Source organism: Xylanimonas sp. McL0601, assembly GCF_049852175.1.
Lineage (GTDB): Bacteria > Actinomycetota > Actinomycetes > Actinomycetales > Cellulomonadaceae > Xylanimonas.
This window is the reverse complement of record NZ_CP187527.1, coordinates 735,908-761,266: the sequence shown is the minus strand read 5'-3', so window position 1 is coordinate 761,266 and position 25,359 is coordinate 735,908. Positions and strand designations below refer to the sequence as shown.

Sequence of the window (25,359 nt, the reverse complement as noted above, 5' to 3'; positions counted from 1 at the left end):
TAAGGTGTCCGAACCACCAGGGACGGGCCCGGCTGCTCGGCCGGGTCCGTCCCTGCTTCGTCCTGAGGAAGCCGTGGAGACCCTCCAGATCACCGCCGCGACGCCGGAGTCCGCGCTCCTGGACCTGCCGTGGCGTGTGCCGCTCGAGGAGTGGCCCGCCGAGGTCCTGGCCGCCCTCCCCCGTGGCATCTCCCGCCACATCGTGCGCTTCGTGAAGCTCGGCAAGCGTGTGCTCGCCGTCAAGGAGACGCGCGACCACTACGCGTTCCGCGAGTACGAGCTGCTGCGCCGCCTCCAGAAGCTCGAGGTCCCCTGCGTCGTCCCCCTCGCCGTCGTGACGGGGCGTCTGGACGACCACGGCGAGCCGCTCGAGGCGGCGATCATCACCGAGCACCTCGCGTTCTCGCTGCCCTACCGGGCCGTCTTCAGCCAGTCGCTGCGGCCGGACACGGCCACGCGGCTCATCGACGCCCTCGCCGTCCTGCTCGTGCGGCTGCACCTGGTCGGCTTCTACTGGGGCGACGTGTCGCTGTCCAACACGCTCTTCCGCCGCGACGCCGACCGGTTCGCGGCGTACCTGGTCGACGCCGAGACCGGCGACCTGCACCGCGAGCTCACGCCCGGGCAGCGCGCCTACGACCTCGACCTGGCCCGCACCAACATCATCGGCGAGCTGTTCGACCTCGAGGCCGGCGAGCTGCTGGACGAAGAGGTCGACGCGATCGCGATCGGCGACGCCCTCGTGGCCCGGTACGAGGAGCTGTGGAGCGCCCTCACGGTCGTCGAGTCGTTCTCGGGCGACGAGCGGTGGCGCGTCGACGAGCGCATCCGCCGCCTCAACGACCTCGGGTTCGACGTCGGCGAGCTCGCGATCGTCACCGACATCGACGGCACGACGGTGCAGATCCAGCCCAAGGTCGTGGACGCCGGGCACCACTCACGCCGCCTGCTGCGGCTCACGGGCCTCGACGTCCAAGACAACCAGGCCCGCCGCCTGCTCAACGACCTCGACGCCTGGCGCGCCCACACGGACCGCCTCAACGACTCGGAGCAGCTCGTCTCCCACGACTGGCTGCTCCACTCGTTCGAGCCGACCATCGCAGCCGTGCCGCGCGAGCTGCGCAAGAAGCTCGAGCCCGCGCAGCTCTTCCACGAGATCCTCGACCACCGCTGGTACATGTCCCAGCGCGAGGGCCGCGACGTCCCGATGCCGGAGGCCGCGGTGTCGTACGTCGACCAGGTCCTCCGCCACCGCCCGGACGAGCAGGCGCTGATCGGGGAAGAAGAGGAGCTCTACGGCTGAGCCGCACGCTGCGCCTCACCGTGGGTAGGACTGTGGCCCTGTCTCCGTCGGGAGACAGGGCCACAGCGCTACCCCAGCAGTGCCAGGCGTCAGCCTCGGCGTGCCTTCGCGATCTCGTACAGAGCGATGCTCGTGGCGACGCCCGCGTTGAGGGACTCCACGGCGGCGGCGTCGATCGGGATCTTCGCCACCACGTCGCACGCCTCGCGGATCAGGCGGCCCATGCCCTTGCCCTCAGAGCCGACGACGACCACCAGCGGGTCCGTCGCCAGGTGAAGCGCGCCCACCTCGGTGTCGCCGTCGCCGTCGAGCCCGACGACGAAGCAGCCGGCCTTCTTCAGCTCGCCGAGGGCGCGGGCCAGGTTGGTCGCGCGGGCCACCGGCACGTGCGCCGCGGCGCCCGCCGACACCTTCCACGCCGACGCCGTCACTCCGGCGGCGCGACGCTCGGGCACCAGCACGCCGTGCGCGCCGAACGCGCCGGCGGAGCGCAGCACGGCGCCCAGGTTGCGCGGGTCCGTGACGCCGTCGAGCGCCACGATGAGCGGCGGGCGGCCCGACGCCTCGGCGACGTCGAGCAGGTCCTCGACGTCGCGGTACGCGTACGGCGGCACCTGCGCGGCGACGCCCTGGTGCACCTGGCCGTCGGTGAGGCGGTCGAGCTCGGGCTTGGTGACCTCGAGCAGCGCGAGCCCACGCGTCGAGGCGAGCTGCAGGATCTCGCGCGTGCGGTCGTCGTGGTCGAGGCGCGTCGCGATGTACACCGTCGTCATGGGGACCTCGGTGCGCAGCGCCTCGAGCACGGAGTTGCGGCCGGCCACCACCTCGGTGCCCTCGGTCGACTTGCGCGTGCCGCGCACGACGCCCCGGGACGCGTCGCGCTGACGCTGACCCGCCGCCGTCTTCTCCGCGGCGGCCTTCCGCTTGAACGCGGGGTGGTACTCGCGTTCCTCGGCCTTCGGCGTCGGGCCCTTGCCCTTGAGTGCGCGCCGCCCGTGGCCGCCCGTGCCGACCTGGGCGCCCTTCTTGCTCCCGGCCTTCCGGACTGCCCCGGACCGATTCGTGTTCCCAGCCATGTCTCTCCCACCGGTGGTCGAGCCTGTCGAGACCACCATCACGTCGGTACAGGTGGTCTCGACAAGCTCGACCACCAGGTCTTCTAGTTCGCCAGCGTCCAGCGGGCGCCGTCCGGACCGTCCTGGACAAGGATGCCCGCTGCCGTCAGCCGGTCGCGGATCGCGTCGCTCGCCGCCCAGTCCTTCGCGTCGCGGGCGGCCGCACGGGCCTCCAGCTCAGCGCTCACGAGGGTGTCGAGCGCATCGCGCGCCGACGACGACGCCGCGTCCGCCGCAGCCCACTGCGGGTCGGCGGGGTCCAGGCCGAGCACGTCGAGCATGCCGCGCAGGGCGAGCAGCTCGGCCCGCACGACGGCGTCGGCGTCGAGCGACGACGGTGCAGCGAGCGCCGTGTTCCCCGCCCGCAGGTGCTCGTGCACGACGGCGAGCGCCGCGGGCACGTTGAGGTCGTCGTCCATCGCGTCGGCGAACGGCTCGGGCAGCGTGGCCTTGGCGATCTCGTCGGCCGTCGGGGCGAGGGTGCCGAGCCGCTCGGTCGCCCGCTCGACGAACCCGACCAGCCGGTCCCACGTGGCCTGCGCCTCCGCGAGCGTGTCGGGCGCCCACTCGAGCATCGACCGGTACTGCACGGACACGACCGCGAACCGCACCACCGGAGCGGGCACGGACCTGAGCAGCTCCGAGACCAGCAGCCCGTTGCCGAGCGACTTGCTCATCTTGACGCCCGACTGCGTGATCCAGGCGCTGTGCATCCAGCGGCGCGCGAACGGGAAGCCCGCGGCGCGCGACTGCGCCTGCTCGTTCTCGTGGTGCGGAAACCGCAGGTCGAGCCCGCCGCCGTGGATGTCGAACTCCTCGCCGAGGTAGCGCTGCGCCATGGCCGAGCACTCGAGGTGCCAGCCCGGCCGGCCGCGGCCCCACGGGGTGGGCCAGGCGGCGGTCGCCGGCTCGCCCTCCTTGGGGGCCTTCCAGAGGGCGAAGTCGTGCACGTCCCGCTTGGCGTGTCCCGGGTCGGCGACGTCGTCGGCCGACTGCGGCTCGGGCGCGAGGTCCTCGAGGCGCTGGCGGGTGAGCTCGCCGTAGGCGGGCCACGAGCGGACGTCGAACCAGACGTTGCCCTCGCCGGTGGAGTACGCATAGCCGCGATCGACCAGGCGCTGCATGAGCTCGACCATCTGCGTGACGTGCTGGGTCGCCCGCGGCTCGTACGTGGGCGGCAGCACGCCGAGCGCGTCGTACGCCGCGGTGAACTCGCGCTCGTACCGGGCGGCGTGCGCCCACCACTCGACGCCGGCCGCCGCGGCCTTGGCGAGGATCTTGTCCTCGATGTCGGTGACGTTCCTGATCAGCGTGACCTGGTGGCCCGAGCGCGTCAGCCACCGCCGCAGCACGTCGAAGGCGACCGAGGGCCGCAGGTGCCCCACATGGGGGGCCGACTGCACGGTGGCGCCACACACGTAGATGCCGACCTGGCCGGGGGTCCGGGGCACGAAGTCGGACACCGTGCGCGTGGCGGTGTCGTACAGGCGAAGAGTCACCCGCCCAGGGTACCGGCCACGGGCCTCGCCACCTGGGTGCTCAGGCGAACGCCTTCCGCTCGCCGCGGTAGGTGGGCACGACGTCGACCACCTGGTCCCCCTGCACCAGGTGCACGGACTCGAACCGCTCCATGAGCTCGCCCGCCTTCGCGTGCCGGAACCACACGCGGTCTCCGACGTGCAGCGCCCCGGCACGGCGCGACCGCAGCGGCGTCTGCACCTCGCCCGCCCCCTCGCGCCGCGTCAGCGACCAGCCCGGGGTCACCACGCGCGGAAGACGCGACGGCCCGGCGGCACCCGATGCGACGTACCCGCCGGCGAACGCCGTCGCGAACCCGGGCCCGGGCACGCGTACCACGTCGAGCCCGAAGAACGCCGACGGCACCGGCCGGAACGACCGGTACCCGTCGAACGTCGCCGGCACGTAGAGCCCCGACCCGGCGGTGACCTCTGTGACCCGCGGGTCCGACGACGACACCTCGAGCGACCCGGTGCCGCCCGCGTTGACGAGCTCGACGTCGCGCCCGACGGCGTCGCGCACCGCGTCGAGCACCGCCGCCCGCCGCGCGGGCAGCTCGCGCGCGGACAGCCGCTTCATCGCGCGGACGGCCGCGCTGGAGTCGGGCAGGCCCGCGACCTGCGCCTCGTACGTCATGACCCCGCGCAGCCGCACCCCGTGCGTGGTGGCCACGCGGGCGGCGAGCCGCCCGACGTCGGCAGGGTCGTGCAGCGGCGACCGCCGCGTCCCGGCGTGGAACGTCAGCGGCCCGAGGGCGAGCCGCAGCGAGGCGTCGACGTCGAGGCACACCCCGACGGGCGGCCCGTCGGTCCCCACGTCGGCGAGCGCCTTCTCGACGAGCGCGAGCTGCGCGACGTCGTCGAGCATGAGCGTCACCGCCGCCCGCGCCTGCGGGTCGCGGGCGAGCGCGCGCAAGGAGGCGGCGTCCACGCTCGGGTAGCCGACGAGCGCGTCGCGCACGCCGTGGCCCGCGTGCCAGAGCGCTTCGGCGACGGACGTCGTCATCACGCCCTGGAAGCCCGCGTCGAGGGCCCGGTGCACGAGCGACCGCACGCGCACCGACTTGGCGGCCAGCCGCACGGGCGTGCCGCCGGCACGCCGGAGCAGATCGGCCGCGTTGGCGTCGAACCGGTCCAGGTCGACGACGGCGACGGGCCCTGCGACCAAGGCGGTCGCGTGCGTGAGGCGCTGGGCCAGCGCACCGGATGTCTCCATGCGCGGAGGCTACCCCGGCTGTGCGACCGGTCACACAGGGGGTGCGGCCTCCTTCTCGCGAGTGGCAGACTGCCCCCGTGCCCGCCACCGACGCCGCGACGCCCGCCTGGCAGAACTGGGCGCGGACCGCCAGCGCGAGTCCCGCCCGCCTCGCCCGCCCACGGGACGAGGCCGAGCTCGCGGCACAGGTGGCCCGCGCCGCGTCCACGGGACTGCACGTGCGCGCTGTCGGGGCCGGGCACTCGTTCACCCCGGTCGCCGTGACCGACGGTCTGCTGCTCGACCTCGAGCTCCTCGCGGGACTCGAGGCCGTCGAGCGGCGCCACGACGGCACCGCGCGCGTCACGGTCCGCGCCGGCACCCGCCTGTACCACCTGCACCACCTGCTCGCGTCGCACGGACTGGCGATGACGAACCTCGGCGACATCGACCGCCAGACCGTCGCGGGCGCGATCTCGACGGGCACGCACGGCACCGGCCTGAGCTTCGGCGGCCTCGCCACGCAGGTGTGCGGGGTACGCGTCGTCACGGCCGACGGCACCGTGCGCAGCGTCGGCGTCGGCGACCCGGTGGGTTCGCCCGACCGGGAGCTGTTCGAGCTTGCGCGCCTCGGCCTCGGCACCGCGGGCGTGCTCACGGCCGTGACGCTCGAAGTGGTCCCGGCCTTCTGGCTGCGTGCCCGCGAGGAGGCCGGACCGCTCGAGCCCGTCCTGGCCGACCTCGACGCGTTCGCCCGCTCTGCCGACCATGCCGAGCTCTACTGGTTCCCCGGCACCCAGCGAGCACTGACGATCCGCAACGAGCGGCTCTCCCCCGACGCCGCCGCCCAGTGGGCCACGGACCAGTCGGGCCTCAAGGGCCGCCTGCGGCTGCTGCGCCAGGAGGCACGCGGCCTCGTCGACGAGGAGCTGCTGAGCAACGGCGTGTTCGAGGCCGTCAACCGGCTCGCCACGGCCGCGCCCGGCCTCACCGCCAGCCTCAACCGCATCTCGGCGCGCGCGCTCGCCGACCGCGAGCACGTGGCGCCGTCGTACGAGGTCTTCTGCCGCAAGCGGCGCGTGCGCTTCCGGGAGATGGAGTACGCGGTGCCGCGCGCCGTGGTGGGCGACGTGCTCGCCGAGCTCGACGAGTGGCTGCGCCGCACCTCCGAACCGGTCCCGTTCCCCGTCGAGGTCCGCTTCGTCGCGCCCGACGACATCTGGCTCTCCACCGCCCGTGGCCGTGACACGGCCTACGTCGCCGTGCACCAGTACGCCCGCATGTCGCACCGGCGCTGGTTCGACGCCGCGGAGCGCATCTTCGTCGCCGCCGACGGCCGCCCGCACTGGGGCAAGCTCCACACGCGCACCGCCGACTACCTGGGGGCGCACTACCCGCTCGACGACGTCGCCCGGGTGCGCTCCGCCGTCGACCCCGACGGGCTGTTCTCGAACCCCTACGTCGACGCGGTGCTGGGCCGGCCGACGGCGTCGCCGTCCACGTAGACGGTCAGCAGGTCTGCCAGGGCGTGAAAGCCCTCGAGCGCGCGGGCGTCGTCCTGGTCGACCAGCCACGCGAGCTCGATGCCGTCGATGAGGGCGGTGACGGTCCGGGCGACGAGCCCGACGTCGACGCGGTACCGCACGCCGGCAGCCTCGGCGAACGCCGTGACGAGCGCGCGGGCCATCTCCGTGGACTGCTCCAGGTGCGCCACCGCCGTGGGGCGCAGCGCCTGGTTGCGGGCCCCCGTCGTGGCGATCTCCAGGAGCAGGAGCCGCACCTGCCGGAACCGCTTGAGGCCCATGAGCAGCGCCTCGGCGCACTCGTGCGCGAGCGTCGGGAAGTCGAGACCTGCCGCCGCGCCCGCCGTGATGGCGGCCTTGATCTGGTCCGACGCCTCGACGCTGATGGACTGCCCCATCGCGTCGAGCAGCTCGTCCTTGTCACGGAAGCAGTAGTGCACCGTGCCGAGCGAGACGCCCGCCTCGTGCGCGACCGCGCGGATCGTCACCGCCTCGACCCCCGCCTGCGCGGCCACGCTCAGCGCGGCCTGGACCAGCTGTGCACGGCGCTCGGCCAGGGGCATGCGGTTCACCGGGATGCGCCCCCGCCCGGGCCGCGTTCCGCCGGCACGACGAGGGCCGTCGCGATCGCCGCGACCCCCTCGCCGCGGCCCGTCAGCCCCAGCCCGTCCGTCGTGGTCGCGCTGAGCGCGACCGGGGCGCCGGCCGCTGCGCTCAGCGCCGCGATCGCCTCGTCCCTGCGGGGCCCGATCTTGGGCCGATTGCCCACCACCTGCACCGCGACATTCCCGATCTCGAACCCGGCCGCCCGCACCCGGCGTGCGGCCTCCGCCAGCAGCGCGGTCCCGGCCGCCCCGGCCCACTCGGGCTCGCTCGTGCCGAAGTGCTGACCCAGGTCCCCGATCCCGGCCGCCGAGAACAGCGCGTCGGCGGCGGCGTGCGCGGCGACGTCGGCGTCGGAATGGCCTGCGAGCGCGCGCTCCCCCGGCCAGTGCAGCCCAGCGAGCCACAGCTCCCGGTCGGAGCCCTCGTCGGCGTAGGCGTGCACGTCGACGCCGATCCCGGTCCGCGGCAGGGGCGTCACGGGCGGTCCCCGGAGCCGTCGGCGTAGAAGGTGGCAAGGACGAGGTCGCGCTCGGTGGTGATCTTGAGGGCCGCGTCCTCGCCCGGCACCACGACGACGGTCTCGCCGAGCGCCTCGACCAGGCCGGCGTCGTCGGTGGCGTGGGCGTCCGCGGCCCGGGACGCCCCGGCGGCGTGCGCACGCTCGAGCAGCGAGCGGTCGAACCCTTGGGGAGTCTGGACGGCGCGGAGCACCGAACGATCAGGGGTGGAGGTCACGGGCTCCACGGCGGCGTCGTCGCCGAAGACGCCGGCAGGGCGCGAGTCGACGGCGACGGACACGCTCTTGATCGTATCGACGACCGGCACACCCGGCACGACGGCGCCATGCCCGCCCCGCACGGCGGCGACGACGCGTCGCACGAGCGCCGGGGAGGCAAACGGCCGCGCCGCGTCGTGCACCAGCACGACGTCGTCGCCGGGGCCTGCGAGCGCGAGGCCCGCCGCCACGGACTCCTGGCGGGTCGCACCGCCGTCGACCACCCGCACCGGGACGGTGACCTGCGGGTCGCGCGTGACGACGTCGGACATGACCGTAGCGAGGCCTACGGGGGCCGTGACCACAAGCGAGTCGACGACTCCCGACGCCGCGAGCCGGCGCGCGGCGTGCAGCACCATGGGCAGGCCGTGGACCTCGACGAGGGCCTTGGGCATGTCGCGTCCCAGGCGCGTGCCGGAACCGGCAGCGGTGAGGATCGCCAGCGTGGTCATGGGCCTACCCTGCATGAACGCCGACGCCCCCGCCCGGGTGGGCAGAGGCGTCGGCACGATGTGGACGGTGAACCGCGGCTCAGGACGCGAGGACCTCGTCGAGGATCGCCTCGGCCTTCTCCTCCTCCGTGTGCTCGGCCAGCGCGAGCTCGGACACGAGGATCTGACGAGCCTTGGCGAGCATGCGCTTCTCGCCGGCAGAGAGGCCGCGGTCGGCGTCGCGGCGCGAGAGGTCACGCACGACCTCGGCGACCTTGATCACGTCGCCCGACGCCAGCTTCTCCAGGTTCGCCTTGTACCGGCGCGACCAGTTGGTCGGCTCCTCCGTGTACGGCGCACGCAGCACCTCGAAGACGCGGTCCAGCCCCTGCTGGTCCACCACGTCACGCACACCCACCAGGTCGACGTTCTCCGCCGGGACCTCGATGGTCAGGTCACCCTGGGCAACCTTGAGCTTGAGGTACATCTTCTCTTCGCCACGAATCTTGCGGGTCTTGATCTCCTCGATCAGCGCCGCGCCGTGGTGCGGGTAGACAACCGTCTCGCCTACTTCGAAAGTCATCTGCAGATGTCCCCTTTCCCAACGGCCAAGCCTACCATGCGAGGTCCTACCACCCCGTGGATCCTGAGGACGCCGGGCCGAGCCCCTGTCATGTCCGCGCAGGTCAAGCGCGTTACCACTGCGTTGTCTCGACGTCAAGATTCTCGAACTAGGATGCTGCCCCGGGGCGCAGGCCCCGTCGTCGACCGAGGAGAGCCCGTTGTCCCGCAGCACCCGCCCCGTCCGTACCGCCGCCCTGATCGCCGCCGCCGGCGTGCTCGCGCTCAGCGCGTGCGCCCCCGCTATGACGATCAACCCGTACTCGCCGTCGGACGGCACGCGCGTCGACGTCACCGATGCCCTACGCGGGGTGAACCTGCTGGTCGTGGCCGTTGCGCAGGGTGGTAGTGGCGCGGTCGAGGGCGCACTGGTCAACCGGACGGACGAGTCGCAGACGTTCACGCTGACCGTCGACGGCGCCTCGCCCGTGCGCGTCACGGTGGACCCGGCACAGACGGTCACCCTGGGCACCGACGGCGGCGAGGACGTCGTCCTCGACACCGTCGCCGAGGCCCCGGGCTCGTACCTGGACGCGAGCCTCGACGTCGCCGGCCAGTCGAAGGACTTCAAGCTTCCCGTCCTGGACGGCACCCTTCCGGAGTACGAGGGCGCGGTCCCGCAGGACTGACCCACCCGAGCCCCGCTCCGGGGATGACGATGGCCCGGTTCCGTTCGCGGAAACCGGGCCACGTCCATCCCTACGGCAGCGGGCTCCGGCTCACCCGAAGCGGCCGGAGACGTAGTCCTCGGTCGCCTTCTCCCGCGGGGCCGAGAAGATCGTGGCGGTCTCGTCCATCTCGATCAGCTTGCCCGGCCTGCCGGTCCCCGCGATGTTGAAGAACGCCGTCCGGTCCGACACCCGCGCCGCCTGCTGCATGTTGTGCGTCACGATCACGATCGTGTACTCGGACTTCAGCTGCTGGATCAAGTCCTCGATCGCGAGCGTCGAGATCGGGTCCAGCGCCGAGCACGGCTCGTCCATCAACAGCACCTGCGGCTTGACCGCGATCGCCCGGGCGATGCACAACCGCTGCTGCTGCCCACCCGACAGACCCGAACCCGGCTTCTCCAACCGGTCCTTGACCTCGTTCCACAGGTTCGCCCCACGCAACGAGGACTCGACCAGCTCCTCCGCGTCCGACTTCGAGATCCGCTTGTTGTTCAGCTTCACCCCGGCCAGCACGTTGTCCCGGATCGACATCGTCGGGAACGGGTTCGGACGCTGGAACACCATCCCGATGTTGCGCCGCACCGCCACCGGGTCGATCCCCGGACCATACAGATCGACACCCTCGAGCTCGACCTTGCCCTGCACGTGCGCACCCGGGATCACCTCGTGCATCCGGTTGATGCTGCGCAAGAAGGTCGACTTACCACACCCCGACGGGCCGATGAACGCCGTCACGGACTTCGGCTCGATCGCCATGGACACACCCTCCACGGCCAAGAAGTCGCCGTAGTAGATGTTCAGATCCTTCACGTCGATGCGCTGGGACATCACGGTTCTCTCTTTCTCAGACGATCTCAGCGCAGCTTCGGCGCGAACAGACGAGTCACGAGGCGACCCAGAAGATTCAGGATCACCACGATGATGACCAACGTCAGGGCTGCGGTCCAGGCGCGGTCGAAGTTGATGGACGCGATGCAGTCCGTGACGGCCGCCGAGCACGGGACGGGGCCCGCCTTGTACTGGTCGTAGATGAACACCGGTAGCGTCATCATGCTCCCGCTGAACATGTTGGTGTTGATCGACGCCGTGACGCCCACGGCGATCAGCAGCGGCGCCGTCTCACCGATCACGCGCGCGATGGCGAGCAGCACGCCCGTCGTCAGGCCCGCGACCGAGGTGCGCAGCACCACCTTGACGATCGTCAGCCACTTGGGGACGCCGAGCGCGAGCGACGCCTCACGCAGCTCGTTCGGCACCAGCCGCAGCATCTCCTCGCAGGAGCGCACCACCACCGGCGTCATGAGCAGCGACAGGGCGACCGATCCCATGATGCCCATCCGGATGCCGGCACCGAAGAAGACCACGAAGACGGCATAGGCGAACAGGCCGGCGACGATCGACGGGATGCCCGTCATGACGTCGACGAAGAAGGTCACCGACCGAGCGAGCGCGCCACGCCCGTACTCGACGAGGTAGATCGCGACGAGCAGGCCGAGCGGGACCGAGATGAGCGCCGTCCACAGCGTGATGAGCAGCGTGCCCAAGATCGCGTGATAGGCGCCGCCGGCGTCCATGCCGCCGTAGACGTTACGCATCGAGTAGAAGAGGAAGTCGGCGTTGAGCCGCCCGATGCCCTGGGTGACGACGGTCCAGAGCAACGACACCAGCGGGGCGATGGCCAGCAGGAACGCGAACCAGACGAGGCCCGTCATCAGGCGGTCCTTGCGCTTGCGGCCCTTGTCGCCGGCGGTCAGCAGCGCCTGTGCGGTGGCGGTCGCGTCGGAAGTGACGGCACTCATCAGTTGGCTCCCGAAAATTCCTTGCGGCGCCCGACGATCCAGCGCGCGAGCATGTTGACGGCCATGGTGATGACGAAGAGCGCCAGACCGGTCGCGATGAGGGTGTTCACCGCGAGACCGCTCGACTCGGGGAACTTCGCGGCGATGTTCGCCGCGATCGTCTGGTGCAGGCCGGCGCCGAAGATGTTGAACGAGTACCCGAGGCCGGGCGACAGGATCATCAGGACGGCCATCGTCTCGCCGAGCGCACGGCCGAGGCCCAGCATCGCGGCCGAGATCACGCCGGAGCGGCCGAACGGCAGCACCGCGGTGCGGACCACCTCCCACCGCGTCGCTCCGAGCGCGAGCGCCGCCTCCTCGTGCAGGCGCGGCGTCTGCTTGAACACCTCGCGGGACACGGCCGTGATGATCGGAAGGATCATGATCGCCAGCACGAGCGACGTCGTCGCGAGCGAGCGCCCCGTGGGGGTCGCCTGCACCTCGACCCCTGGGATCAGGCTGATCAGCGCCGCGACCTTCTGCCACAGCGGCGCGATGATCGGCGAGAGCGTCTTCGCGCCCCAGAGGCCGAAGACGACGGAGGGGATCGCGGCGAGCAGGTCCACGACGAACCCGACGACGCCCGCGACCCGGCGGGGCGCGTAGTGCGAGACGAACAAGGCGATTCCGACGGCGACGGGCGTCGCGATCAGGAGCGCGAGCGCCGCGGCGAGCAGGGTGCCGAAGATGAGCGGGGCGACGTAGGCCGCCAGGCTGTCCACACCGTTCGGCAGGACGTGCTGGTCGACCAGCTCCGAGCTGGAAGCGGTGAGCGCAGCCCAGCTCCGCAGCAGCAGGAAGATCGCGACCGCGGCGAGGGCGGCGAGCAGGACGACACCCGCCGCCGTCGAGATCCAGCGGAACACGCGGGAGAAGCCCTGCTCCGTGTCCTGGTGCTTGCGAGTCCGACGGCGCTGCAGGGGAGCGTCCGCGCGCGGGGTGGGCGTCGGGCTGTCGATGGTGCTCACAAGAGGTGGCTCCTCGTGGTGGGACATGACCGCGCCGGTGACCGCGCTCCGCGTCCGTCGCGGGGCGCGGCCACCGGCGGCGAGCGTCGGTTCGGCGTCAGCCGACCTTGATCGCCTCGACGGCCGCAGCAGCCTTCGTGGCGATCTCGCCGGAGAGCGGGGCCGAGCCGGCCGCCTGCGCGGCAACCTGCTGGCCCGCGTCGGACACGATATAGCCGAGCCACGCCTTGACGAAGTCGCCCTCAGCCTTGTCCCTGTAAGTGTTGCAGGCGACCGCGTAGGAGACGAGCAGCAGCGGGTAGTCACCCTCGGCAGTCGCGGTGCGGTCGATCGAGACCGCCAGGTCGTTCGCCTCGCGACCCTCACCGACGGGCGACGTCGCGACGACGTTCGCGGCACCCTCGGCGTTCGGCTTGACCCACTGGTCGCCGACGCTGATCGCGGCGACGCCCAGGTCCGAGCCCACGCCCGACTCGTCGGCGTACGTGATGGCACCCTTGGTGCTGGTGACCACGCCGATGACGCCCGAGGTCTTCTCGGCGGCGTCGCCACCCGAGAGCGGCCACTCGTCGTTCTTCTCGTTCGTCCACACGTCACCGGCGGTCTTGTTCAGCCAGTCGGTGAAGTTGTTGGTGGTGCCCGACTTGTCCGAGCGGTGGACCGGGGTGATCGCCAGGTCCGGGAGCTGCGCGTCGGCGTTGTCCGCGACCAGGGCCGGGTCGTTCCACGTGGTGATGGCGCCGGTGAAGATCTTCGCGGCGTTGGCCGACGAGATGTTCAGCTCGGTGACGCCGGGCAGGTTGAACGCGAGGGCGATCGGGGAGATGTAGACGGGGATGTCGATCGCGCCGTCGGGGCCGCAGGCCGCCGCGTCCTTCGCGGAGTCGAGCTCCTCCGGCTTCATGGCCGAGTCGGAACCGGCCCACGACACGCCGCCCGCGAGGAACTGCTCGCGACCCGCGCCCGAGCCGACGCCCTCGTAGTTGATGGTGACGTCCGGGTTCTCGCCCTGGAACGTGGCGGTCCAGGCCTTGACGGCGTTCTCCTGGGCGCTCGAACCCGCGCCCTTGAAGGTGCCGGAGATCGTGGCGGCCGAGGCGCCGTCCGTCGCGGCAGCCGTGTTGCCGGAACCGGTCGGGTCGTCAGAGCCGCAGCCGGCAAGTGCCAGCGCGAGGGCACCGACGATGACGGCCGAACCGGCACGGGTGATGCGGCTGAGCTTCACGTGTCTATCCATCCTTTGAGCACGTCTGTCACGGCGGCGTCTGCCGGCGTCATGCTCAGAAGTTAGGCACGCAAGGTGGCGCGTCGTCCCACAGTGGGTGAACGCAGGGTGAACAGTTGGCCTCGGCCGTGTGATCCGCGCCTCCGGCTCACCCGAAGCGGCCGGAGACGTAGTCCTCGGTCGCCTTCTCCCGCGGGGCCGAGAAGATCGTCGCGGTCTCGTCCATCTCGATCAGCTTGCCCGGCCTGCCGGTCCCCGCGATGTTGAAGAACGCCGTCCGGTCCGACACCCGCGCCGCCTGCTGCATGTTGTGCGTCACGATCACGATCGTGTACTCGGACTTCAGCTGCTGGATCAGGTCCTCGATCGCGAGCGTCGAGATCGGGTCCAGCGCCGAGCACGGCTCGTCCATCAACAACACCTGCGGCTTGACCGCGATCGCCCGGGCGATGCACAACCGCTGCTGCTGCCCACCCGACAGACCCGAACCCGGCTTCTCCAACCGGTCCTTGACCTCGTTCCACAGGTTCGCCCCACGCAACGAGGACTCGACCAGCTCCTCCGCGTCCGACTTCGCGATCCGCTTGTTGTTCAGCTTCACCCCGGCCAGCACGTTGTCCCGGATCGACATCGTCGGGAACGGGTTCGGGCGCTGGAACACCATCCCGATGTTGCGCCGCACCGCCACCGGGTCGATCCCCGGACCATACAGATCGACACCCTCGAGCTCGACCTTGCCCTGCACGTGCGCACCCGGGATCACCTCGTGCATCCGGTTGATGCTGCGCAAGAAGGTCGACTTACCACACCCCGACGGGCCGATGAACGCCGTCACGGACTTCGGCTCGATCGCCATGGACACACCCTCCACGGCCAAGAAGTCGCCGTAGTAGATGTTCAGATCCTTCACGTCGATGCGCTGGGACATCACGGTTCTCTCTTTCTCAGACGATCTCAGCGCAGCTTCGGCGCGAACAGACGAGTCACGAGGCGACCCAGAAGATTCAGGATCACCACGATGATGATGAGCGTGAGGGCGGCGGCCCACGCACGCATGAAGTTGATGTCGGGCACGCAGGCGAGGTCCGTCGGGCTGCACGGGACCAGGCCGACGCGGTACTGGGTATAGATGAACACCGGCAGCGTCATCATGCGACCCTCGAACGGGTTGAAGTTGATCGAGTCGGCGAACCCGGCGGTGATGAGGATCGGTGCCGTCTCACCGATCACACGCGCGATGGAGAGCAGGATGCCCGTCGTGATGCCGGCGATCGACGTGCGCAGCACCACCTTGACGATCGTCAGCCACTTGGGGACGCCGAGCGCGAGCGACGCCTCACGCAGCTCGTTCGGCACCAGCCGCAGCATCTCCTCGCAGGAGCGCACGACGACGGGGATCATCAGCACCGAGAGCGCGACGCTGGCCGCGACCCCGAGGCGCACGCCCGGGCCGAAGAAGATCGAGAACAGCGTGAAGCTGAACAGGCCGGCGACTATCGACGGGATGCCCGTCATGACGTCGACGAAGAAGGTCAGGGCGCGGGCGAGCGGCCCCTTGCCGTACTCCACGAGGTAGATCGCGGTGAACAGGCCGATCGGCACCGAGATGACCGTCGCGATGGCGGTGATGATCACGGTGCCGACGATGGCGTGGTAGATGCCGCCCGCGTCGACGCCGCCGAAGACACCACGCATCGACACGGTGAGGAAGTAGGGCGACAGGCGCACGGCGCCGCGCACGACGACCGTGTACAGCAGCCACGCGAGCGGGATCATCGCGAGCGCGAAGGCCGAGTAGACCAGTCCCTTCATCACGCGGTTGACGCGCTTGCGGGCGACGTCCGCCGAGGCGAGCATCGCCCGGACCTCGTCCGAGCCGCGCACCGCGGCGGGAGACATCACGTCGGTCATCAGTTGGCCCCCGAGAATTCCTTGCGGCGCGAGACGATCCAGCGCGCCGCCATGTTGACCAGCATGGTGATGACGAAGAGCGCGAGACCGGTCGCGATGAGCACGTTCACCCGCAGCCCCGCGGCCTCGGGGAACTGGCTCGCGATGAAGGCGGCGATGGTCTGCTGCTGTCCGGCGTCGAAGATCTGGAAGGAGACGAGGATGCCGGGCGACAGGATCATCAGCACGGCCATCGTCTCGCCGAGCGCACGGCCCAGGCCTAGCATCGCGGCGGAGATGACGCCGGAGCGGCCGAAGGGCAGCACCGCCGTCTTGATGACCTCCCACTCCGTGGCCCCGAGGGCCAGCGCCGCCTCCTCGTGCAGGCGCGGGGTCTGCTTGAACACCTCGCGGCTCACCGCGGTGATGATCGGCAGGATCATCACCGCGAGGACGACGGCGGCGGTGGCGATGGAACGGCCGGTGGCGGTCGCGCGCACCTCGAGGAACGGCAGCAGGCTCAGCGTCTCGGCAAGCCAGATCCAGAAGGTGCGGATGAAGGGGGCGAGCACCGCGCCGCCCCACAGGCCGTAGACCACCGAGGGGATCGCGGCGAGCAGGTCGACGAGGTAGCCGACCGCCGCGGCTACGCGCCGTGGCGCGTAGTGCGAGATGAAGAGCGCGATCCCGACGGCGATGGGCGTCGCGATCAGGAGCGCGAGCAGGGCTGCGAGCAGCGTGCCGAAGACCAGCGGCACGATGAGCTGCCACAGCGACGTCATGCCCTGCGGCAGCACGTTCTGCGCGACCAGCTCGTCGGAGCCCGCGGTCAGCGCCGGCATCGCCTGGACCACGAGGAAGATGGCGACCGAGGCGAGGACGACGAGCAGGAGGATGCCGGAACCCGTCGAGATCCAGCGGAACACGCGGCCGAAGCCGCGCTCGACGCCCCGGACGCGACGGCGGCGCGTGCTCCCCTCCGCGAGGGTCGGGGGGCTAGCGGTCGTGGTCACAATGCTCCTTGCTCACGTCTGTGCTGGTCCGGACGGCGGTCAGTCGACCGAGGTGATGGCCGCCAGCGAGGTGCTGATGTCCTCGGCGAGTGCAGCCGAGATGGGGGCCGAGCCGGCGACCTGCGCCGCGATCTGCTGACCGGCGTCGGACGCGGTGAAGCCGATGAACTGGCGGACGAAGTCCGCGTCCGCCGCGCTCTGGTACTGCAGGCAGACCACCGCGAAGGAGACGAGCACCAGCGGGTAGGCGCCGGCGACGTCGGTGGCACGGTCGATGTCGAGCGCCAGGTCGTGCTCGTGGCGGCCCTCGAGCCGCGGCGAGGCGTCCACCGCGGCGGCGGCCCCCTCGGGCGAGACGCTGACCCACTCGCCCCCGACCTGGATCGCGGCGGTGCCGAGGGAACCGACGCGTGAGGCATCGGCGTACGTGATGGCGCCCACGGTCTGCTGGACGGCGTTGACGACGCCCGAGGTGCCCTGGGCTGAGTCGCCGCCGGTCAGCGGCCACACGCCGGACACGTCCCAGGTCCAGACGTCGGCGGCGACCGTTGCGAGGTAGTCGGTGAAGTTCGCCGTCGTGCCCGAGTCGTCCGAGCGGTGGACCGGCGTGATCGTCAGGTCGGGCAGGTCGACGCCGGGGTTGTCGGCGACGAGGGCCGGGTCGTCCCAGCGGGTCAGGTCACCGGCGAAGATGCGGGCCATGTTGACGGGCGACAGGTTGACCTTGTCGATGCCCGGCAGGTTGAACGTCACGGCGATGGGCGAGACGTAGATCGGCAGGTCGATGGCACCCTCCGGGCCGCAGACCTGCAGAGACTCCTGGATCTCGCTCTCCGAGAGCACCTGGTCCGAGCCCGCGAACACGGCGCCGCCGGCGAGGAACTGGCGGCGGCCTCCGCCGGATCCGATGGGGTCGTAGTTGACCGTCACGCGCGCATTCGCGCCCTGGAACTGGGCACGCCAGGCGTCCATGGCCGCCTCGATCGACGAGGCGCCCGCGCCGGCGAACGTCCCGGAGACCGGTGGCCCGTCGATGGCGACGCCACCGCCGGGGACCTCGATGCCGGCGACGCCGAGCGGGTCGTCGGAGCCACAGGCGGCGAGGGTCAGCACGAGCGAGCCGGCAAGAACGACGCTGCCGGCGCGCAGGAGGCGGCTGATCGTCACGGGGGCGGTCCATCCTGTTCGTCGTGGTGTGCCGAGATCCGGCACGCCACGACGCTAGGTGGCCTGGGAAACCCGAGTCAGCCCGTCGGTGAACGGCAGGTGAACGAGCGGTCGCGTGCTCGAACGCCTCGAGCCCACGACCTGCGCGGACGTGCCGGGCGCCTGCCTGAGGCAGGGCCGCAGGTCACATCTGGCGCCGCTCACCCCGCGCCTGCGCAGGCGACTCGTGCGCGTCAGCTCTGACCGTCGGACAGCTTGTAACCCAGGCCGCGGACCGTGAGGAGGTAGCGCGGGCTGCCCGGGTCGGGCTCGATCTTGGCGCGGATGCGCTTGACGTGGACGTCGAGCGTCTTGGTGTCGCCGACGTAGTCCGGGCCCCAGACGCGGTCGATCAGCTGCCCGCGGGTCAGCACGCGGCCGGAGTTGCGCAGCAGCAGCTCGAGCAGGTCGAACTCCTTGAGCGGCAGCGCCACCACGGCACCCCCGACCGTCACGGTGTGGCGGTCGACGTCCATGCGCACCGGGCCGACGTCGAGCACGCCGTCGTCGTCGTCGTCGCCGGGCAGCGCGTGGCCGCCGCTCTCGACGGCGACCGGAGCCCGGCGGCGCATCACGGCGCGCATGCGCGCCAGCAGCTCTCGGAACGAGTACGGCTTGGTCACGTAGTCGTCCGCGCCCAGCTCGAGGCCGACCACCTTGTCGATCTCGGTGTCCTTGGCGGTGAGCATGATGACCGGGACGTCGCTGCGCTGCCGCAGCCGGCGGCACACCTCGGTGCCGGACAGGCCGGGGAGCATGAGGTCCAGCAGCACGATGTCGATACCGCCGGCGCCGTCCGCGAACTTCTCGAGCGCCTCGGTGCCGCTCGACGCCTCGACCACGTCGAAGCCCTCGCGCGTGAGCTGATAGGTCAGCGGGTCGCGGTAGGACTCCTCGTCCTCGACCACCAGGATGCGCGTCACGCATCCACCTCCTCGGATGTCGCCTGTGGGAACGCAGGGGGCTGGTTGGGGCCGCCGGCTGCGATGTCGGCGACCGGGTGGACCGGGTGCGCGGCCGGGACGTCGGCCGCCGGGATGCGGAGCGTGAAGGTCGAGCCCTTCCCGGGCTCGGACCACATCTGTACGTCGCCGCCGTGGTCGGCCGCGACATGCTTGACGATCGACAGGCCCAGGCCCGTGCCGCCCGTGTCCCGCGAGCGCGCGGGGTCGACGCGGTAGAACCGCTCGAAGACGCGGTCCTGCTCGCTCTGGGAGATGCCGATGCCCTGGTCGACGACGGCGATCTCGACGAGGCCGCCGCGCTCCGTGACACCGACTCCCACCCGGGTGTTCGGCCCCGAGTACGCCACCGCGTTGTCGAGCAGGTTGCGCACGGCGGTGACCAGGAGGTTGTGGTCGCCGTAGACGAGGGCGTCCTTGCCTCCGCCGACCGTGATGACGATGTTCTTACCCTGCGCCGTCGTGCGGGCCCGGTCCACGGCCTCGGCGACGATCTCGGAGACCAGGACCGTCCGGACGTCGGAGAGCGCGCCGGTCGCCTGCAGGCGCGACAGCTCGATGATCTCCTGGACCAGCGCCGACAGGCGCTGAGCCTCGCGCTGCATGCGCCCGGTGAAGCGGCGCACCGCGACGGGGTCGTCCGCGGCGTCGCCGACCGTCTCCGCGAGCAGGGCGATCGCGCCGACGGGCGTCTTGAGCTCGTGCGACACGTTGACGACGAAGTCGCGGCGGATCGCCTCGACGCGGCGCGCCTCGGTGCGGTCCTCCGCGAGCACCAGCATGCGGTCGACGCCGAGCGGCGCCACGCGGACCTGCAGCAGCACGGTGCCGGAGCCGATGGGGCCCCGCGGCAGTTCGAGCTCGTGCTCACGGATCACGCCGTCGCGGCGCACCTGGTCCACGAGGTCGGAGACCGCGGGGTGCACCAGCGCGTCGTTGCGCACGATCCCCAGCGCGTACGCCGGCGGGGAGGCACGCAGCACGTCGTCGTCGGCGTCGAGCACGACGGCGGCCGAGCGCAGCACCGAGAGCACGCGCACGAGGCCGTCGTCGAGGTCCGGCTCGGGCCGGCTGGGAACCCGGTGCTGCGCGCGGTCGGAGAGATGGAACGCGACAGAGGCCACCAGGCCCACGATCAGGCCCAGGACGCCGACGAGCACCAGCGACATCCCGGAGAGAAATCCGTCCACCTGATCAGCGTAGGCGGGCGGGGGCGCCCTGCGGCGCCTCGCGAACGTGCCGTACCCAGGCTGTCGGCTGTTGTTCACCGGCCGGGCGCCTAGAGTTCACCGAGAGAGCCCTGGACCGTGAGACGGTGAAGTCAGCGCCCCTGCGTCTCCGACGCATGCCAGGGTTCGGGCGCACGTGGGAGAGGAAGCAGATGCGACAGATCTTCGATGCCGAGCTGCGGCAGATCGGCGAGGACCTGGTTCAGATGAGCCGGATGGTCGACGCTGCCGTGACCCGCGCCGGGAAGGCGCTGCTCGAGGCCGACCTCCAGGTCGCCCAGGAGGTCATCGCCGCGGACCACGATATCGACGCGCTCCAGCGCGAGCTCGACGAGCGCTGCGTGCACCTTCTGGCGCAGCAGGCGCCGGTCGCCACCGACTTGCGCATCGTCGTCAGCGCGCTGCGCATGAGCATGACGCTCGAGCGGATGGGCGACCTGGCCCGGCACGTCGCCGAGGTGGCCCGGGGGCGGTACCCGGCGCACGCCATCCGCCCGACCGCCCAGCCGACGTTCGTCGCGATGGCCGAGGCCGCGAGCGAGGTGGCCCGCGAGGTCACCACGCTGCTCGGCACGCGCGACCTCGAGCTCGCGAGCGAGATCGAGAAGAACGACGACGTCCTGGACGACCTGCACGAGCAGACGTTCGCCACGCTGCTGTCCCCCGAGTGGGACGGCACCACGCAGGAGGCCGTCGACATCACGCTGGTCGGCCGGTACTACGAGCGCTTCGGCGACCACGCGACCTCCGTCGCCCGCCGCATCGTGTTCCTCGTGACCGGCGACGTCGAGGACGGCAGCTCGCGCGTCTGAGCCGCGTCCCCGGCCACGGCCGGGACGACGACGGCGCCGCACCCCGGGCGGGGTGCGGCGCCGTCGTCGTTCAGCGGGTCACTTGCCCTGGTTGGCCACCGCGGCGATGGCCTCCTTGGCCGCCTCCGGGTCCAGGTAGGTGCCGCCCGGGTTGGTGGGCTCGAGGGTCTCCTCGTCGAGCTCGTAGACCAGCGGGATGCCCGTCGGGACGTTCAGGCCCGCGATGGTCTCGTCGTCGACGCCGTCGAGGTGCTTGATGATCGCGCGCAGCGAGTTGCCGTGCGCGGCGACCAGCACGGTCTTGCCCGCCTTGAGGTCGGGGACGATCTCGCTCTCCCAGTACGGCAGGGCGCGGACGAGCACCTGCTTGAGGGCCTCGGCGCGCGGGATCGGCTCGCCCGCGTAGCGGACGTCCGAGTCCTGCGACCACTCGGAGCCGAGCTCGATGTCCGGCGGCGGCACGTCGTAGGAGCGACGCCAGAGCATGAACTGGTCCTCGCCGTACTCGTCGCGGACCTGCTTCTTGTCCATGCCCTGCAGGGCGCCGTAGTGGCGCTCGTTGAGGCGCCACGACCGCTTGACGGGGATCCAGTGAAGGTCCGCGGCGTCGAGGGCGAGGTTCGCGGTCGAGATGGCGCGGCGCAGCAGGGACGTGTGCACGACGTCGGGCGAGACGCCGGCCTCCTTGAGGAGCTCGCCGCCACGGGCAGCCTCACCACGACCCTTCTCGGACAGGGCCACGTCGACCCAGCCGGTGAAGAGGTTCTTGGCGTTCCACTCGCTCTCGCCGTGGCGGAGCAGCACGAGGGTGTAGGTCATGCCCCCCATATTGCACCCTCGTGGACTGACCACGCGCGTGCGTGTCACCGCACAGGATGCTCCGGCGCGCTCCAGCACGAAGACGGGGATGACGCGTTCGGTGCGCAGCGCGTACGCGGCGTAGTCGGGCCAGGCCGCCACGGCGCGCTGCCACCACTCGTCGCGCTCGGCTCCGTGTGCCTCGTGCGCGACGTACTCGTGCTTGCCGCCGACGTCCTGCAGCTCGACGTGCGGGTTCGCGACGAGGTTGTGGTACCAGACCGGGTGCGTCGGGGCGCCGCCCTGGGAGGCGACGACGGCGTACACGCCGTCGTGCTCGACGCGCATCAGCGGGATCTTGCGGAGGGCGCCCGTCCTGGCTCCCACGGTGGTCAGGATGATGATGGGCCGGCCGTTGAGGGTGTTGCCCTGCGCGCCGTCCGTCTTCTCGAAGAGCTCGACCTGGTCGCGGGAGCGGGTTCGCGGGCTGGGGACGTATCGGCCGGAGAGGGGCATACCCCCCATCATGCTCCGGCTCGCTCCCTCGCTGGGGCGTTCCGGGCCTTGCGGGCCTGCGTGTACACGTCGAGGACGGCCGCTGCCGTCGCGTCCCAGCTGAAGCGGCCCCCCGCCGCGCGGGCACCGGCGGCCAGGCGGGCGCGGCGGGCGTCGTCGGCGAGCAGGCCGCCCAGCGCCTCCGCCCACGCCGTCGGGCGGTGGCCCTCGACCAGCACGCCCGAGACGTCGTCGATCACCACCGTACGCAGCCCGCCGACGGCGGCCGCGACCACGGGTGTGCCGCACGCCTGCGCCTCGGCGGCCACGAGGCCGAACGACTCGTTGTGCGACGGGACCGCGACGACGTCGGCGGCCCGGTACCAGTCGGCGAGCCGGGCGCGGGTGACCGGCGGGTGCACGAGCAGGCGGTCGCGGACGCCGCACTGGTGCGCGAGGGCCTCGAGCTCACGCACCGCCGTCGGGCGGCCGGACGCGCCACCCAGCACCACGAGGCGGACGGCGGGGTCGAGGTGGGCCAGCGCCTGGACCAGCACGTCGGGGCCCTTGAGCAGCTGGACGCGGCCCGCGAACAGCACCACGGGGGCGTCGACGGGCAGCCCCAGGCGTTCCCGCAGGGCGCGGCGTGCGCCCGCCGCGACCTCGGGGGCGTCGTCGGCGCCCGCCAGCGGGGTGAACGTCTCGAGGTCGATGCCGGGCGGGACCACGTGCACCTTGTCGGGGTCCGCGCCGTACTCGCGCACGAGGTCCTCGGCCTCAGCCCGCGTGCTGGCGACGAGCACGTCGGCCGCCTGGACCACCTGCTCCTCGCCGATGATCCGGCCGGGCGGCTCGGGCGCGTCGCCCGGCGCGAGGGCCGCGTTCTTGACGCGCGCCATGGTGTGCATGGTGTGGACGAGCGGCACGTCCCAGCGCTCGGCGGCGAGCCAGCCCGCCTGGCCGGACAGCCAGTAGTGGGTGTGGACGACGTCGTACCAGCCTGCGGGGCGGTGCGCCTCGGCGCGCAGGACGCCTGCGGTGAAGGCGCAGAGCTGGCCGGGCAGGTCGTTCTTGTCGAGACCCTCGAACGGGCCCGCGGGCACGTGGAGCACGCGGATCCCCGGCTGGACGTCGACCACCAGCGGCTGGGCCGAGCTCGTGGCACGCGTGAAGATCTCCACCTCCGCGCCGCGCTGCGCCAGCGCGCGGGCCAGGTCGAGGACGTACACGTTCATGCCGCCCGCGTCGCCGGTGCCCGGCTGGTCGAGCGGGCTGGTGTGGACGGAGAGCATGGCCACGCGCGGGGCGCGAGGCGCGTCGGGGACCGTCATGACGCCTCGAGCACGCACGCGGGCGGGGTCGGGAGCGGAAGGGCGTCGACGACCTCGCCCTCGCCGGTCACGGGGTCGACAAGAACCGCGGCGAGGTCGCCCGTGCCCTGCCGCGCGACGACGACCAGGCGGCGACCGTCCGCGGTCTCGCCCAGCACGGCGTGGTGGCGGGGCAAGGCGCCGGCGCCGAGCGGGACGTCGGCGAGCGGCTCGAGCGTGGGCACCCCCGCCTCGCCCGGGACCGCGCGGTGCACGGACAGCACGTCGGCGCCCCGCACCCCGAGGGTGAGCAGGTCTCCGGACAGCGCGACGTGCGACGGCGCCGCGCGCTGCTCCGGGTCGCGTGCCTCGACGGTGGTGGCCGGCGTCGAGGCCGCGTGCTCCCACGATCCGGGCCCGGCGGGCGTCAGCACGTGCAGGCGGGCGTCGAGCTCGCCCGCGACGACGAGCGCCCCGTCCGGGAGCGTGACCAGGTGGCGGGGGCCGGTGCCTGCGGGCAGGGCGGCGGCGACGACGTGGTCGGTCTCGGGGGCATCGGCCGCCGGCGGCCCGGCCGGGTAACGCCGGATCACGTCGGCGCCGAGGTCGACGACGAGGGCGAGGTCCCCCGCCGCCGCCGTGAAGTGCGCGTGCGGGCCCTCCTGGCGGTCCTCCTGCGGGCCCGTGCCGCTGCCCTCGAACCGCGCGACGGCGTCCACGGCGAAGGCGCCCGTGTCCGGGTCCAGCGCGGCGACCGCCGCGACGCCGTCGCCGTAGTTGGCGACCCACAGGGCGTCCGTCAGCGCGAGCAGGTGGCACGGGAAGGTACCGCCCGAGGCGAGCGTGACCGGGTCGCCGAGAGCGCCGTCGTCGGACACCGGGAACGCGCTGACGGCGCCCGGGGCGTCCTCCGCGACGGCGTACAGCGTGCGACCCGAGGGGTGCAGCGCGACGAACGACGGCGACGGCGAGGTGACCACGAGCCGCGGCTCGCCGAACCGGCCGTCGGCGTCGACGTCGACGCGCCAGATGCCCTCCCCGGACCCGGCGCTCGCGCCCTCCGCGGGGTACGTGCCGATCCACAGGGTGCGCTGCGCGGGGGTCGTCATGGTGGAAAAGCGTAGGCGGGAACGACGACGGCGGCGGCCCTGTCCCAGGACAGGCCCGCCGCCGTCGCGGTGACGTGCGGAGACGGCGTCAGTGCGCCGCCTCGAACGCGGCGACCACCTCGGCCGAGATGCGGCCGCGGTCGGAGACCTTGAAGCCGTTGTCGCGGGCCCACTCGCGGATCTTGGCGAGCTGCGCGCGGTCAGCGGTGGTGCGGCGACCCGCGCTGCGCGGGGCCGCGGCCGCACGGCCGGCCGACTTGCGTGCGTGGCCGATCCACGTCGCGAGCGCCTCGCGCAGCTCCGACGCGTGCGCGGAGGTGAGGTCGATCTCGAACGAGACGCCGTCGAGCGCAAACGTGACCGTCTCGTCGGCCTCCGCACCGTCGATGTCGTCGAACAGCACGACCTGAGTCTTCTGGACCACGAAGGGACCGCCTTTCCCGTATGGAATAAAACCAAGCGGGACCGAGCATGACCGAATCGCATTCGCTTTGTCAACGACACGCCGTGCGAAAAGCCAATTCGCACACTTCTGAAGCGGTATCAGCTCAGCATCTAGGGCTGATCCGGGGACTGCGCCGAGCGCTCCGCGACATAGCGCGCGGCATCCTCGGCATCGAGCCGGGCGAGCGCCTCGCGCTCATTACGGTCCGCCCGCAGGATCTTTCGCATCGCGAACCAGAAGATGAGTCCCACGCCGACCGAGGGCGTCACTCCGGCGACGATCGCCCAGAAGGTGTCCATCAC

At 71.9% G+C, this 25,359-nt stretch carries 26 protein-coding genes and 1 pseudogene; 4 read left to right on the top strand and 23 right to left on the bottom strand.

The annotated features are described in order from the left end of the window. The first annotated feature begins 73 nt into the window (after positions 1-73). A complete protein-coding gene (locus ACO4JP_RS03515) occupies positions 74-1,303 on the top strand; it encodes a DUF4032 domain-containing protein (RefSeq protein ID WP_425956005.1) in 1,230 nt (409 codons plus the stop codon). Between the two features lie 89 nt (positions 1,304-1,392). Here the strand turns inward: ACO4JP_RS03515 and rlmB are convergent, their stop codons facing one another. The 3 genes from rlmB to ACO4JP_RS03500 form a co-directional block, all read right to left on the bottom strand. Next, positions 1,393-2,379, bottom strand: a complete 987-nt coding sequence (gene rlmB / locus ACO4JP_RS03510; protein WP_425957047.1) for a 23S rRNA (guanosine(2251)-2'-O)-methyltransferase RlmB — start codon at positions 2,377-2,379, stop codon at positions 1,393-1,395. 83 nt (positions 2,380-2,462) lie between these two features. After that, complete coding sequence (cysS, locus tag ACO4JP_RS03505; protein ID WP_425956004.1) at positions 2,463-3,917, bottom strand: cysteine--tRNA ligase; 1,455 nt, start codon at positions 3,915-3,917, stop codon at positions 2,463-2,465. A 40-nt stretch (positions 3,918-3,957) separates the two neighbouring features. After that, positions 3,958-5,151, bottom strand: coding sequence for an alanine racemase (locus tag ACO4JP_RS03500; RefSeq protein ID WP_425956003.1), 1,194 nt, complete (start codon positions 5,149-5,151; stop codon positions 3,958-3,960). A gap of 77 nt (positions 5,152-5,228) precedes the next feature. On the opposite strand from ACO4JP_RS03500, the gene ACO4JP_RS03495 reads away from it, so the two are divergent. After that, positions 5,229-6,635 (top strand): D-arabinono-1,4-lactone oxidase, encoded by a 1,407-nt coding sequence (locus tag ACO4JP_RS03495; RefSeq protein WP_425956002.1) that lies wholly within the window; start codon positions 5,229-5,231, stop codon positions 6,633-6,635. Here ACO4JP_RS03495 and ACO4JP_RS03490 read toward each other — a convergent pair. From ACO4JP_RS03490 to ACO4JP_RS03475, 4 genes are all read right to left on the bottom strand, one after another. Continuing rightward, on the bottom strand, positions 6,587-7,216 hold the full coding sequence (locus ACO4JP_RS03490) for a TetR/AcrR family transcriptional regulator (protein ID WP_425957046.1): 630 nt from the start codon (positions 7,214-7,216) through the stop codon (positions 6,587-6,589). The two genes, ACO4JP_RS03495 and ACO4JP_RS03490, sit on opposite strands and share 49 nt — an antisense overlap. A gap of 5 nt (positions 7,217-7,221) precedes the next feature. Then, a complete protein-coding gene (gene ispF, locus ACO4JP_RS03485; RefSeq protein WP_425956001.1) occupies positions 7,222-7,737 on the bottom strand; it encodes a 2-C-methyl-D-erythritol 2,4-cyclodiphosphate synthase in 516 nt (171 codons plus the stop codon). Beyond that, positions 7,734-8,486, bottom strand: coding sequence for a 2-C-methyl-D-erythritol 4-phosphate cytidylyltransferase (gene ispD, locus ACO4JP_RS03480; protein WP_425956000.1), 753 nt, complete (start codon positions 8,484-8,486; stop codon positions 7,734-7,736). Before ispD ends, ispF begins: the two co-directional genes overlap by 4 nt. A gap of 79 nt (positions 8,487-8,565) precedes the next feature. After that, a complete protein-coding gene (locus ACO4JP_RS03475) occupies positions 8,566-9,048 on the bottom strand; it encodes a CarD family transcriptional regulator (RefSeq protein WP_111252208.1) in 483 nt (160 codons plus the stop codon). 199 nt (positions 9,049-9,247) lie between these two features. On the opposite strand from ACO4JP_RS03475, the gene ACO4JP_RS03470 reads away from it, so the two are divergent. Further along, positions 9,248-9,715 (top strand): hypothetical protein, encoded by a 468-nt coding sequence (locus ACO4JP_RS03470; RefSeq protein WP_425955999.1) that lies wholly within the window; start codon positions 9,248-9,250, stop codon positions 9,713-9,715. Positions 9,716-9,805: 90 nt separating this feature from the next. On the opposite strand, the gene pstB (ACO4JP_RS03465) is transcribed toward ACO4JP_RS03470, so the two are convergent. From pstB (ACO4JP_RS03465) to ACO4JP_RS03420, 10 genes are all read right to left on the bottom strand, one after another. Beyond that, a complete protein-coding gene (gene pstB, locus ACO4JP_RS03465) occupies positions 9,806-10,585 on the bottom strand; it encodes a phosphate ABC transporter ATP-binding protein PstB (protein WP_425955998.1) in 780 nt (259 codons plus the stop codon). A 26-nt stretch (positions 10,586-10,611) separates the two neighbouring features. Next, the gene (gene pstA / locus ACO4JP_RS03460; RefSeq protein ID WP_425955997.1) at positions 10,612-11,556 is read right to left on the bottom strand and encodes a phosphate ABC transporter permease PstA; all 945 of its coding nucleotides are present in this window, start codon (positions 11,554-11,556) and stop codon (positions 10,612-10,614) included. Beyond that, the gene (gene pstC / locus ACO4JP_RS03455) at positions 11,556-12,590 is read right to left on the bottom strand and encodes a phosphate ABC transporter permease subunit PstC (RefSeq protein ID WP_425955996.1); all 1,035 of its coding nucleotides are present in this window, start codon (positions 12,588-12,590) and stop codon (positions 11,556-11,558) included. The genes pstA (ACO4JP_RS03460) and pstC (ACO4JP_RS03455) overlap by 1 nt, the downstream gene beginning before the upstream one ends. A 70-nt stretch (positions 12,591-12,660) precedes the next feature. Beyond that, positions 12,661-13,788: a phosphate ABC transporter substrate-binding protein PstS gene (locus ACO4JP_RS03450; protein WP_425955995.1), complete on the bottom strand. Its 1,128-nt coding sequence runs from the start codon at positions 13,786-13,788 to the stop codon at positions 12,661-12,663. Between the two features lie 148 nt (positions 13,789-13,936). Further along, positions 13,937-14,716 carry a phosphate ABC transporter ATP-binding protein PstB gene (pstB, locus tag ACO4JP_RS03445; protein ID WP_425955994.1) on the bottom strand — a complete coding sequence of 260 codons (780 nt, stop codon included), beginning with the start codon at positions 14,714-14,716 and terminating at the stop codon, positions 13,937-13,939. Between the two features lie 26 nt (positions 14,717-14,742). Next, positions 14,743-15,699 carry a phosphate ABC transporter permease PstA gene (pstA, locus tag ACO4JP_RS03440; protein WP_425955993.1) on the bottom strand — a complete coding sequence of 319 codons (957 nt, stop codon included), beginning with the start codon at positions 15,697-15,699 and terminating at the stop codon, positions 14,743-14,745. Further along, positions 15,699-16,691, bottom strand: coding sequence for a phosphate ABC transporter permease subunit PstC (gene pstC, locus ACO4JP_RS03435; protein WP_425955992.1), 993 nt, complete (start codon positions 16,689-16,691; stop codon positions 15,699-15,701). The genes pstA (ACO4JP_RS03440) and pstC (ACO4JP_RS03435) overlap by 1 nt, the downstream gene beginning before the upstream one ends. A 39-nt stretch (positions 16,692-16,730) precedes the next feature. Beyond that, positions 16,731-17,858 (bottom strand): phosphate ABC transporter substrate-binding protein PstS, encoded by a 1,128-nt coding sequence (locus ACO4JP_RS03430; protein ID WP_425955991.1) that lies wholly within the window; start codon positions 17,856-17,858, stop codon positions 16,731-16,733. A gap of 233 nt (positions 17,859-18,091) precedes the next feature. Then, positions 18,092-18,820: a response regulator transcription factor gene (locus ACO4JP_RS03425; protein ID WP_425955990.1), complete on the bottom strand. Its 729-nt coding sequence runs from the start codon at positions 18,818-18,820 to the stop codon at positions 18,092-18,094. Continuing rightward, positions 18,817-20,049, bottom strand: coding sequence for a sensor histidine kinase (locus ACO4JP_RS03420; protein ID WP_425955989.1), 1,233 nt, complete (start codon positions 20,047-20,049; stop codon positions 18,817-18,819). The genes ACO4JP_RS03425 and ACO4JP_RS03420 overlap by 4 nt, the downstream gene beginning before the upstream one ends. 191 nt (positions 20,050-20,240) lie before the next feature. Here ACO4JP_RS03420 and phoU point away from each other — a divergent pair, with 191 nt between their 5' ends. Further along, positions 20,241-20,900 (top strand): phosphate signaling complex protein PhoU, encoded by a 660-nt coding sequence (phoU, locus tag ACO4JP_RS03415; protein WP_425955988.1) that lies wholly within the window; start codon positions 20,241-20,243, stop codon positions 20,898-20,900. Positions 20,901-20,978: 78 nt separating this feature from the next. Here the strand turns inward: phoU and ACO4JP_RS03410 are convergent, their stop codons facing one another. The 6 genes and pseudogenes from ACO4JP_RS03410 to ACO4JP_RS03385 form a co-directional block, all read right to left on the bottom strand. Further along, positions 20,979-21,719 carry a phosphoglyceromutase gene (locus ACO4JP_RS03410; RefSeq protein WP_425957045.1) on the bottom strand — a complete coding sequence of 247 codons (741 nt, stop codon included), beginning with the start codon at positions 21,717-21,719 and terminating at the stop codon, positions 20,979-20,981. 81 nt (positions 21,720-21,800) lie between these two features. Continuing rightward, positions 21,801-22,214: pseudogene (locus tag ACO4JP_RS03405) on the bottom strand (nitroreductase family deazaflavin-dependent oxidoreductase); the annotation flags it as partial. Between the two features lie 8 nt (positions 22,215-22,222). Beyond that, the gene (gene mshA, locus ACO4JP_RS03400; RefSeq protein ID WP_425955987.1) at positions 22,223-23,524 is read right to left on the bottom strand and encodes a D-inositol-3-phosphate glycosyltransferase; all 1,302 of its coding nucleotides are present in this window, start codon (positions 23,522-23,524) and stop codon (positions 22,223-22,225) included. Next, positions 23,521-24,612 (bottom strand): lactonase family protein, encoded by a 1,092-nt coding sequence (locus tag ACO4JP_RS03395; protein WP_425955986.1) that lies wholly within the window; start codon positions 24,610-24,612, stop codon positions 23,521-23,523. The genes mshA and ACO4JP_RS03395 overlap by 4 nt, the downstream gene beginning before the upstream one ends. 88 nt (positions 24,613-24,700) lie before the next feature. Next, a complete protein-coding gene (locus tag ACO4JP_RS03390; RefSeq protein ID WP_425955985.1) occupies positions 24,701-25,036 on the bottom strand; it encodes a histone-like nucleoid-structuring protein Lsr2 in 336 nt (111 codons plus the stop codon). A gap of 131 nt (positions 25,037-25,167) precedes the next feature. Next, positions 25,168-25,356 carry a hypothetical protein gene (locus tag ACO4JP_RS03385; RefSeq protein WP_425955984.1) on the bottom strand — a complete coding sequence of 63 codons (189 nt, stop codon included), beginning with the start codon at positions 25,354-25,356 and terminating at the stop codon, positions 25,168-25,170. Between the last annotated feature and the right edge of the window lie 3 nt (positions 25,357-25,359).